The organism is Craterilacuibacter sp., assembly GCF_051659485.1.
Lineage (GTDB): Bacteria > Pseudomonadota > Gammaproteobacteria > Burkholderiales > Chromobacteriaceae > Craterilacuibacter.
This window is the reverse complement of sequence record NZ_JBOFOO010000085.1, coordinates 1-10,182: the sequence shown is the minus strand read 5'-3', so window position 1 is coordinate 10,182 and position 10,182 is coordinate 1. Positions and strand designations below refer to the sequence as shown.

At 59.2% G+C, this 10,182-nt stretch carries 9 protein-coding genes; 2 read left to right on the top strand and 7 right to left on the bottom strand.

What is annotated here, in order from left to right; genetic code table 11:
* Positions 1-293: GntR family transcriptional regulator (locus ACRC1E_RS03005; protein ID WP_438513626.1), on the bottom strand; the 293-nt coding region annotated here is incomplete at its 3' end.
* A gap of 206 nt (positions 294-499) precedes the next feature.
* Here ACRC1E_RS03005 and ACRC1E_RS03000 point away from each other — a divergent pair.
* Positions 500-1,816: an aspartate aminotransferase family protein gene (locus tag ACRC1E_RS03000; protein WP_438513625.1), complete on the top strand. Its 1,317-nt coding sequence runs from the start codon at positions 500-502 to the stop codon at positions 1,814-1,816.
* Positions 1,817-1,830: 14 nt separating this feature from the next.
* Positions 1,831-3,318 carry a CoA-acylating methylmalonate-semialdehyde dehydrogenase gene (locus ACRC1E_RS02995; RefSeq protein ID WP_438513624.1) on the top strand — a complete coding sequence of 496 codons (1,488 nt, stop codon included), beginning with the start codon at positions 1,831-1,833 and terminating at the stop codon, positions 3,316-3,318.
* Positions 3,319-3,374: 56 nt separating this feature from the next.
* Here the strand turns inward: ACRC1E_RS02995 and lnt are convergent, their stop codons facing one another.
* The 6 genes from lnt to iscB all read right to left on the bottom strand — a co-directional run bounded on the left by lnt (position 3,375) and on the right by iscB (position 10,027).
* Positions 3,375-4,877, bottom strand: a complete 1,503-nt coding sequence (gene lnt / locus ACRC1E_RS02990) for an apolipoprotein N-acyltransferase (protein WP_438513623.1) — start codon at positions 4,875-4,877, stop codon at positions 3,375-3,377.
* Positions 4,877-5,740 (bottom strand): HlyC/CorC family transporter, encoded by an 864-nt coding sequence (locus ACRC1E_RS02985; RefSeq protein WP_438513622.1) that lies wholly within the window; start codon positions 5,738-5,740, stop codon positions 4,877-4,879. Before ACRC1E_RS02985 ends, lnt begins: the two co-directional genes overlap by 1 nt.
* Entirely contained in the window at positions 5,740-6,249 is a 510-nt protein-coding gene (gene ybeY, locus ACRC1E_RS02980) for an rRNA maturation RNase YbeY (protein WP_438513621.1), read from the bottom strand. Before ybeY ends, ACRC1E_RS02985 begins: the two co-directional genes overlap by 1 nt.
* On the bottom strand, positions 6,230-7,186 hold the full coding sequence (locus ACRC1E_RS02975) for a PhoH family protein (RefSeq protein ID WP_438513620.1): 957 nt from the start codon (positions 7,184-7,186) through the stop codon (positions 6,230-6,232). Before ACRC1E_RS02975 ends, ybeY begins: the two co-directional genes overlap by 20 nt.
* A 76-nt stretch (positions 7,187-7,262) precedes the next feature.
* Positions 7,263-8,597 carry a tRNA (N6-isopentenyl adenosine(37)-C2)-methylthiotransferase MiaB gene (miaB, locus tag ACRC1E_RS02970; RefSeq protein WP_438513619.1) on the bottom strand — a complete coding sequence of 445 codons (1,335 nt, stop codon included), beginning with the start codon at positions 8,595-8,597 and terminating at the stop codon, positions 7,263-7,265.
* A gap of 101 nt (positions 8,598-8,698) precedes the next feature.
* The gene (gene iscB, locus ACRC1E_RS02965; RefSeq protein WP_438513618.1) at positions 8,699-10,027 is read right to left on the bottom strand and encodes an RNA-guided endonuclease IscB; all 1,329 of its coding nucleotides are present in this window, start codon (positions 10,025-10,027) and stop codon (positions 8,699-8,701) included.
* Positions 10,028-10,182 lie beyond the last annotated feature (155 nt).

Here is a 10,182-nt window from a genome sequence, read left to right as displayed (position 1 = left end):
CTAAGCAGCCAGTCGTCGTCAATCGGCAGGCTGTCCAGCGCCGGTGCCAATAGTGGTTGTACCAGACTACGGGGAGCAACATAGTAGCCAGCACCCTTGCGTGCAATGGCATAGCCGCGGGTCACCAGTCGTTGATAGGCCTCGCTCACTGTAAAGGTACTGATCTGGTGTTCTTGTGCGTACCTTCTAACCGACGGCAGACGACTGCCTGGGGGCAGCGTACCTTGCTCAATGCTGTGAATTAGGCGGGTGACGATTTGCTCGGCCAGTGTTGTGCCTGTCGATGTTGCCATGCCTTGCTTTCCGCCTCTTGTAATTCTTTCAGCATAACCTGTTTTATGGCTTCAAGATAAGCCCTCTCTGCGTTTGCCTATTCCTACCGTACAGTTTTTATTTCAATACAGTCAGTCTGTTTTTGTGGCAACTGCCTATGTTGCGCTGTGCTGCATCTGTCTACATTCCTGACTATGGCACGACCGTGCAGTGAGGAGAGAACATCATGGATCAGAATCAAATGCAGGCTTTCTGGATGCCATTTACATCCAACCGCCACTTCAAGAGCGCCCCGCGCATGCTGGTTTCCGCTGACGGGATGTATTACACCGATGACCAGGGCCGGCAAATTCTCGATGGCTGTGCGGGTTTGTGGTGTGTGAATGCGGGTCACAACCGCAAGCCTATTGTCGAGGCCATACAGAAGCAGGCCGCAACACTGGACTACGCGCCCCCATTCCAGATCGGCCATCCCAAGGCTTTCGAGGCGGCAGAACGATTGGCAGCCATGGCGCCGGCAGGCTTGTCCAAGGTGTTTTTCGTCAACTCCGGCTCCGAAGCGGCCGACACTGCCCTGAAAATGGCGATTGCTTACCATAGGGTGCGCGGTGACGCTGCTCGTGTGAAGTTGATCGGGCGTGAGCGTGGCTACCACGGCGTGAACTTTGGCGGGATCTCGGTCGGCGGTATCGCCGGCAACCGCAAACTGTTTCCGGTGAGCCTGCCGGCGGTTGACCATATCAGGAGCACGCATGATCTGGCACGCAATGCCTTCACTCGTGGAGAGCCTGAATATGGTGTCGAACTCGCCAATGAACTGGAAGCGCGCATTACAACCCTGCATGATCCTTCAACCATTGCCGCCGTCATTGTCGAGCCTATGGCCGGCTCTACCGGTGTCTTGATCCCGCCCAAGGGCTACCTTAAGCGGCTGCGTGAAATTTGCGATAAATACGGCATCCTGCTGATTTTCGATGAAGTGATTACCGGTTTTGGCCGCCTAGGGGCCGACTGGGCCGCCAACCGCTTTGACGTGTTGCCCGACATCATCACCTGTGCCAAGGGGCTGACCAATGGCGTGGTGCCTATGGGCGCCTTGCTGGTCAAGCCCGAGATCCATGATGCCTTTATGGAGGCTGCAGCGGATAGAGCCATCGAGTTTCCGCATGGCTATACCTATTCCGCTCACCCATTGGCATGTGCGGCAGCGATTGCCACGCTGGATGTCTATCGCCAGGATGGCTTATTTGAGCGTGCGGCCAGCTTGTCGCCGCGCTTTGAAGACAAGGTGCATGCCCTGAAGGGCGAGCGCAACGTCAAGGATATCCGCAATCTGGGTCTGGTTGCCGGTATCGAACTGGAAAGCCGTCCGGACGCCCCCGGTGCCCGTGGCATGGATGTCTTTCTTAAGTGCTGGGAGCAGGGCGTCTTGGTGCGTTTTACCGGTGACATCATCGCCTGCTCTCCACCATTGATCATCAGTGAGCAGGAAATCGACACCCTGTTTAGCGTGATTGGCGACGCCATTCGCGTAACCGAATAATAAGGACCCTTGCCATGTATAGCATTCCCCATTTTATTGGCGGCGAACACTACGCCGGCCAAAGCGGCCGCAGCAGCGATGTTTTCAATCCGGCACTGGGTCAGGTTATTGCTCATGCCCCGCTGGCCAGTATTGATGAAGTGAATGTGGCGGTTGCTGCCGCACGGCGTGCATTTCCGGCATGGGCGGCCACCCCGCCCTTGAAGCGTGCCCGTGTACTGTTCAAATTCAAGGAACTGTTGGAACAAAACCAGCAGAAAATCGCCGAGCTGATTTCCAGCGAGCACGGCAAGGTAGTATCCGACGCCATCGGCGAGGTGACCCGTGGGCTGGAGGTGGTCGAGTTTGCCTGCGGTATTCCGCAGCTGCTTAAGGGTGAGTTCACCGAGCAGGTAGGTAGCGGTATCGATAGCCACTCCATGCGCCAGCCGCTGGGGGTGGTGGCCGGTATTACGCCATTCAATTTCCCCGCCATGGTGCCGATGTGGATGTTCCCGGTCGCGATCGCCTGTGGTAACACTTTTGTCCTCAAACCCTCCGAGCGCGATCCGTCTACCGCAGTGCTATTGGCCGAATTGTTGCAGCAGGCCGGTTTGCCGGCAGGTGTGTTCAACGTGGTGCATGGAGACAAGCTGGCGGTAGACACCCTGCTTACCCATCCGGATGTGGCGGCCCTGAGCTTTGTCGGCTCTACCCCCATCGCGCGCTATATCTACGAAACCGGTGCCCATCACGGCAAGCGGGTGCAGGCATTGGGTGGTGCCAAGAATCATCTGGTGGTGATGCCGGATGCCGATCTGGATGGGGCGGTCGAATCGCTGATGGGCGCGGCTTACGGCTCGGCGGGTGAACGCTGCATGGCGATTTCGGTGGCGGTTGCGGTTGGGGATGTAGCGGATGCGCTGGTCGAGAAGCTGGCTGCGCGTGCGCGTACCCTGAAAATCGGTGTGGGTAATGACGCCGATGCGGAAATGGGTCCGCTGGTAACACGTACCCATCTGGACAAGGTCGCCGGCTATGTCGATACCGGCGTGGCCGAAGGTGCGAGTCTGGTCGTTGATGGCCGTGGCTACCGTCATCCGGGGTATGAAGAGGGGTTCTTTATTGCGCCTTGCCTGTTCGATCATGTTACTCCCGCTATGACGATTTATCAGGAGGAAATTTTCGGGCCGGTGCTGGCCGTGGTGCGGGTGCCCGATTTTGATAGTGCTGTCGCGCTGATCAATGCCCACCCCTACGCCAACGGAACCGCGATCTTTACCCGTTCCGGTGCGGCGGCCCGCGAATTCGGTCATCGCATTCAGGTCGGCATGGTCGGCATCAATGTACCGATCCCGGTGCCGATGGCCTTTCACAGCTTTGGTGGCTGGAAGGCATCGCTGTTTGGCGATCATGCCATGCACGGCCCGGAGGGCGTACGTTTCTATACCCGCATCAAGACCATTACCAGCCGCTGGCCGGAAAAGCTGACCGCCGAGTTTGTCATGCCGACGATGAAGTAAGATGGCACGATAAAAAAGAGCCGGCACATTGCCGGCTCTTTTTGCTTTGCGTTTAGTTACTGCATGGGCAGGCGGCGCTTGCGCCACCATTCTGCGGCAATCACGCCCAGGATCAAGAGGGCACAAGCCAACAGGATGGGCAGGTTGCCGCTACGCATATAGGGCGTCAGCCCGCTACGCCCTTGCACCTTCACCTTGAGAACCTGTTCGGTGTCGGGTGCGGCCATATTGCTGATACTGCCATCCGGCCCTATCAGGGCGGTCATGCCGGTATTGGTCGAGCGCAGCATCGGGCGGCCGGTTTCCAGTGCGCGGGTCTGCGACAGTTGCAGATGCTGATCCATCGCCGAGCTTTTGCCGAACCAGGCCAGATTGCTGACGTTGGCGAGCATAGTCGCATTGCGGGCCGGGCCTATTAGTTCTTCGCCAAAGCTGTCTTCATAACAGACATTGAATGCCACTTTCTGGCCGGCCAGCGCCAGTGGGGCTTGTGCCGCACCACCGCGCGAGAAGCCGGACAAGGGCATGTCCATAAACTGGTAGATCCAGCCGATGAACTGCGGCAGCGGGATGAATTCGCCGAAAGGTACCAGATGGTTCTTGGCATAGTAGGGGAGTTCCGGCTGGCTAAAAGCGACCACCGCATTGAGATAACCCTGACCATCATCGGTGCGGCGCGGAATACCGATGGCAATATCCATCTGTTTGGCCTTGGCTTCGCGCTGGATCATGGTGATCAAGCCTGAGGGCAAGTCTTCCAGAAACAGCGGAAAAGCCGTTTCCGGCAGAATCATCAGGTCGGCACGCTGGGTGCCTATCATCCGGTAGTAGCGTTCTATCGTCAGTTGCAGAACTTCGGGGCTCCACTTCAGCGCCTGTGGAATATTGCCTTGCGCCAGCGCGACACTCACCGGTTTGCCCGAGTCTTGCGTCCATGGCACGGACTTCAGTGCTTGTGCGCCACCCCACAGCAGAAGCAGTAAGGCGATCAGAGCCAGACGCCCGTTTTTGGCTAGCCGCGGTAAGACCACCAATGCGCCCCCCGTCAGGGCGACGGCAAAGGTGACCGTATGGATGCCGCCGACAGCGGCAAGGCCGGCCAGCGGGCTTTCTGCAATCTGGCTATAGCCAACGGCGCCCCAGGGAAAGCCTGTCAGCATCCAGCTACGTAGCCATTCACCCAAGGTCCACAGGGCCGGAAACAGCAACAGCCAGCGCACCCATGTCTGCTGGCTGAGCCTGATCGTAAACAGCATGGCCAAGGCCGGATAGAGCGCCAAATAGGCCGGCAGCAGGATGGTGGCGATGGCAGCAGGAATAGCCGGCAAGTGCGCAACATCGTGCAGGCTGTTGTAGATCCAGTTGAAGTTGGCGGTATAGGCCGCCAGAGCCCAGCCATAGCCCAAGGCAAAAGCATGGCGCGGGTGGCGTAGGCAGAGCTCTGCCAGGATGGCCAGTAATAGCGGCATCAGCCAGAACAGGCGGTGGGGCGCGAAGGCAAACATGCTTGCCGCGCCGGCCATCAAGGCGGCGGCCAGATAGAAAAAGGCTCTGGGCATCAGGCGTCCTGCTCGCCGCTAGCGTCGTCGCCCGGCTTGTGTCGTGGCGAGACGACCAGCGTATGCAAGCGGCGGCTGTCGGCACGCAATATCGTGATATCCAGTATCCCTAAGGACACCTTCTCACCGCGTTTGGGCATATGCGCCATGGCAGCCAGTACTAGGCCGCCTATGGTGTCGGCGTCTTCATCGGAAAAGCGGGTGCCGAAGAAGGTATTGATGTCTTCGATTTCGGTATGCGCCTTGACGCGGAAGCGTTGGCCGCGGATGGGGACGATATTGTCTTCGGTTTCGTCGAAGTCGTACTCGTCGTCGATGTCGCCGACAATCTGCTCGATGACATCCTCGATGGTGACGAGGCCGGAGACGCTGCCATATTCATCGACCACGATGGCCATATGGTTGCGCGTGCTCTTGAAATCCTTGAGCAAGACGTTCAGCGGCTTGGATTCGGGAACGAAGATGGCTTGGCGCAGGGTATCGCGCAGGTCGAAATTCTTGGGTGCGTGGAAGTAGCGCAGCAGATCCTTGGCCAGCAGGATGCCGACAATATCGTCTTTGTCGTCATCGATAACCGGAAAGCGCGAGTGGGCGGTGTCCATGACGAAGGGCAGGAAGCGCTCGACCGGATCGCCGACGCGTACCACATCCATTTGGCTGCGCGGCACCATGACGTCGCGTACGGTTTGCTCGGAGACATTGAGCACGCCTTCTATCATGGCCAGCGCATCGGCATCCATCAGATTGCGCTCGAATGCCGCGTGTAATTGTGCGACCAGTTCTTCCCGGTCTTCGGGTTCATGGGTAAAACGGTTAAGTAGTCGTTCGAACCAGTTTGGTGACGGTTTGCCAGAGTCGTCCATTAGACGGATTTTTCCTCAAGATAGGGGTCGGGGTATCCCAGCTTCGCCAGGATCAGGGTTTCCAGTGCTTCCATTGCATCGGCTTCTGCTTCGTCTTCGTGATCCAAGCCTTGCAGGTGCAGCATGCCGTGTACGGTCAGGTGGGCGTAATGGGCCAGTAAATCCTTGCCCTGATCGGCGGCTTCCTGTGCAACTACCGGTGCACACAGCACCAGATCGCCGAACAGCGGCATGCCGGCCACGGTTTCGCCTTCGTTCAGGGCGAAGGAGAGCACATTGGTGGCATAGTCCTTGCCGCGATAGTCGCGGTTGAGGCTGCGGCCTTCATCGGCATCGACAATCAGGATGCTCACTTCGGCCATTTTGACGCCGGACTGCAGTGCGGCTCGCGCCCAGCGGTTCAGTTCGCTGGCCGAGGGCAGGTGTGTGGCCTCGCTGCGTATGTCCCGTGTCAGTTGCAGGCGTGCGGCCAGCCGCGCGAGGACAGGATTACGTTTGGCTTGTTTCATGGTAATGCTCGTAAGCGTCGACGATTTTCTGCACCAAAGGATGGCGCACCACGTCGTCGCTGGTGAAGTGGTGGAAATGGATGCCGCGTACCTGTCCCAGAATCTTTTCGACTTCGGTCAGGCCGCTTTTCTGGTGGCGGGCCAGATCAATCTGGGTGATGTCACCGGTAATCACCGCGCGCGAGCCGAAGCCGATGCGGGTGAGGAACATCTTCATCTGTTCGGGCGTGGTGTTTTGCGCCTCGTCCAGAATGATAAAAGCGTTATTGAGCGTGCGTCCGCGCATATAGGCCAGCGGCGCAATCTCGATCTGGCCCTTTTCCAGCATGCGTTCCACCCGCTCGCTCCCCATCAGGTCGTAGAGGGCATCGTATAGCGGGCGCAGATACGGGTCGACTTTCTGGGCCAGATCGCCGGGCAAAAAGCCCAGCTTCTCGCCGGCTTCGACTGCCGGACGCACCAGCATGATGCGTTTCACTGCATCACGCTCGAAGGCATCGACTGCGCAGGCGACGGCCAGATAAGTCTTGCCGGTACCTGCCGGGCCGATGCCGAAACTGATGCTGTGTTCCAGTATGGCCCGGATATAGCCAACCTGACGCGGGGTGCGCCCGCGCAAGTCGCCGCGGCGGGTGCGCAGTGCGGGGGACGCGATGCTGTCACCGGCTAGCGACGGATTTTGCTGCAGCTCGACCAGACACAGTTGCACATCTTCGACTTCCAAGTCTTGCGACTCGGCCAGCAGGTAGAGGCGGGTGAGTACACTGGCCGCCTCGCGCGCCCGCTCGCCCTGAATGCGCAGAACTTCACCACGGCGGGCGATGGTGACATCCAGAGCAATCTCTATCTGCTTGAGATTGCTATCCAGTGGGCCGGTCAGGCGTGCCAGGCGGGCATTGTCGACCGGGTTGAAACTGAGCTGTTCGGCGTGTGGCATTGCGCTATCGTGCCCCGGGGCTGGTGTCCGCTTCATCCATCTGAATCGGCCGGATTATCGTTATGCACTGATGGTATTACACCGCCTCGGCGCTGACTACCTCGCCGACCAGCGAATGGGGGTGCGCTTCGGTAATGCGCACGGCGACCATCTGCCCCAACAGGCGCGGGTGGCCGACAAAGTTGACGATGCGGTTGTTGCCGGTACGCGCCGCCAACATGGCGCTATCGCGGCGCGATACCGCCTCGACCAGTACCTGCTGTACCGTGCCCTGCATGCGCTGGTTGATGGCAAAACCGGTGGCCTCGATCTCTTTATTGAGGGCAGCCAGTCGGCCTTGCTTCACCTCGTAAGGCGTGTCGTCGGAGAGGTTGGCCGCCGGCGTACCCGGGCGCGGGCTGTAGATAAATACAAAGCTGAAGTCGAATGCGAGATCCTTGACCAGCTTGAGCGTAGCCTCGAAATCGGCTTCGGTTTCGCCGGGAAAGCCAACGATAAAGTCGGATGACAGGCTGAGGTCGGGGCGCACGGCGCGCAGCTTGCGGATGATGGATTTGTATTCGAGCGCGGTATAGCCGCGCTTCATCGCCATCAGGATGCGGTCGGAGCCGCTTTGTACCGGCAGGTGCAGGTGGGAAACCAGCTTGGGCAGGCGTGCAAAGCAGTCGATGATGCGTTCAGTGAACTCGCGCGGGTGGCTGGTGGTGAAGCGGATGCGCTCCACACCCGGCACTTCGTGGACAAACTCCAGCAGCAGCGCAAAGTCGGCAATCTCGCCATCGGCCATCAAGCCGCGGTAGGCATTGACGTTCTGCCCCAGGAGGGTAATTTCCTTGACGCCTTGCAGTGCCAGGCCGGCAATCTCAGTCAGTACATCTTCGAACGGGCGCGAGACTTCTTCGCCGCGGGTATAAGGCACGACGCAGAACGAGCAGTATTTGGAGCAGCCTTCCATGATGGACACGGCTGCAGCATGGCCATCGACCTTGGCTGGTGGGATATGGTCGAATTTCTCGATCTCGGGGAACGAGATGTCGACTTGCGATGTGCCGCTGCTTTGCCGGTTTTTAATCAGTTCCGGCAGGCGATGCAGGGTTTGCGGGCCGAACACCACATCCACATAGGGCGCGCGCTTGATGATGGCAGCCCCTTCCTGGCTGGCCACGCAGCCGCCTACCCCGATGATCAGTCCGGGTTTTTCCAGCTTGAGTTCGCGCACGCGGCCCAGGTCCGAAAACACTTTCTCCTGTGCCTTCTCGCGCACGCTGCAGGTATTGAACAGGATGATGTCCGCTTCTTCCGGCCTGTCGGTCTTGATAGTGGCTTCGTTGCCGGCGAGTACGTCGACCATCTTGTCGGAGTCGTATTCATTCATCTGGCAGCCGAATGTCTTGATGTAAACCTTTTTCATCAGTTTGCGCGGGAAACCTCGGCATTCATGCCGGGGAGGGATAGCGCCGACGCCGCAGGCGTCGTGGCTGGGCTGCGCCCTGTACCCGCTCTCTTTTCTTGTTAAGCAGCCTTGGGTTGGAATGAATAGCCGTAACCGTCTGCACGCTGGAGCAGTCGGCAGTGCCGATGGCTGATCCCTTGCACCGCCGGTTGACCGGCAATCTGAATATTGAAACTGCCGCTGGCGCGTACCGCCACCCGCCCGCAATAGCAGCCGGTTTTCTTGCCGTTCGGCACCTCTGCCCGCACCCGATCTCCGGTCTGGAAACCATGATGTCGTTTGCTGCGGGTGAGATAGCCTTGCGGGAAACCCGAACTATCCAGTCGCGTGCGCTGGTAGCGGCCGCGTCCGGTGGCTTTAATCTCCAGTACCGGCTTCTGCCAGTGGCCGATGGCATCAACCCAGCCCACGCAGGCCGCATCCAGTGCGTGCGTTTTCGGGATGGCGAGGGTACGACGGTTGTATTTCGTCCTGCCCCCGTCCGAGGTTTCTACCGGCAAGCCGGTGGCTTTCAATACTGCAACCAGCGCATTGCGTGTGCTATTGACGGCGGCGGCGTCGTGCAACGGGGTCTTCAGTTGTTTCTTCAGCTTCGCCAGTCGTTCCGGTTGCTTGGCCAGGAATACTTCGACCGGCAGCGCATCCTTCTTCTGGTTGCAAGGCTGGCACGCCAGCGCGAGGTTGCTGACACGATCAGAACCACCCCGCGCACGCGGTTTTACATGCTCGACTTGCAGCGGCACGCCCAAGGCACCGCAGTACACGCACTGACGTTTAAACTTCTCCAGCAAGTATTCGCGCACGGTGTAACCGTGCAGTGTCCCTTGCTGGTATGCAACGCCGGCTATCTCGGGGTTTTGCATGGCCTGCATGTCGAACTTCACGCGCTCAACAGCGAGTGCAGAAACCGGCGTCCAGCGGCGCAGCCGTTGCACCCACGACAGCGTTGTCTCCAGCCGATGCCGCAAGGACGGCGCCAGCCAGCCTTCCGGTTTCGTTCGATTGTCGAACCGTGGCGCACGATGGCGCAGGTTTTGACCACGACGACGGCGGCGCATGGCGCTTCGCGCCTGCAACGCATCCCGAATGACCGCGCCGCGATGCTGCAAGTGACCCAGCCACAGCGGATGGACGGTGCGACGTAGTTCACCGCTTTCAGGATCAGCCTCGTCCTGTACGCGCACCAGTGCAATGCCGGTGGTTTTGCTGCCAGGATCGAGTTTGACCTGAAGCGGCTGCATCACCCCGCCCACGCGGTCTTTTAGCCGGATGGTGAACGGCACCACCCGTACCACCACCGCACGACCCGCATCCAGCAGCTTGCGGGCGCGTTTCTGTGAACACGGCATCAGCGGTTGTTTGCGTTTATCGAGCACAAAAACACTCACGATTTGCCATCCAAATTCTTGCGCTTACGCGCCTTGTAACAGAGGCTTTCGCCTCGCTCCCCTCGGGCATGTCTGCAACCGGCTCCCGCTTTCGCGGCGGAAACAGCCTTCGGCGTTTTACCTTGCGCCAGCATGACCAAATCCTTTTAGAGCAA

Excerpts from the sequence above, each read along its gene's own strand:
- ACRC1E_RS03000 (WP_438513625.1), top strand. The coding sequence starts at position 500 with ATGGATCAGAATCAAATGCAGGCTTTCTGGATGCCATTTACATCCAAC.
- ACRC1E_RS02995 (WP_438513624.1), top strand. The coding sequence starts at position 1,831 with ATGTATAGCATTCCCCATTTTATTGGCGGCGAACACTACGCCGGCCAA.
- lnt (WP_438513623.1), bottom strand. The coding sequence starts at position 4,877 with ATGCCCAGAGCCTTTTTCTATCTGGCCGCCGCCTTGATGGCCGGCGCG.
- ACRC1E_RS02985 (WP_438513622.1), bottom strand. The coding sequence starts at position 5,740 with ATGGACGACTCTGGCAAACCGTCACCAAACTGGTTCGAACGACTACTT.
- ybeY (WP_438513621.1), bottom strand. The coding sequence starts at position 6,249 with ATGAAACAAGCCAAACGTAATCCTGTCCTCGCGCGGCTGGCCGCACGC.
- ACRC1E_RS02975 (WP_438513620.1), bottom strand. The coding sequence starts at position 7,186 with ATGCCACACGCCGAACAGCTCAGTTTCAACCCGGTCGACAATGCCCGC.
- miaB (WP_438513619.1), bottom strand. The coding sequence starts at position 8,597 with ATGAAAAAGGTTTACATCAAGACATTCGGCTGCCAGATGAATGAATAC.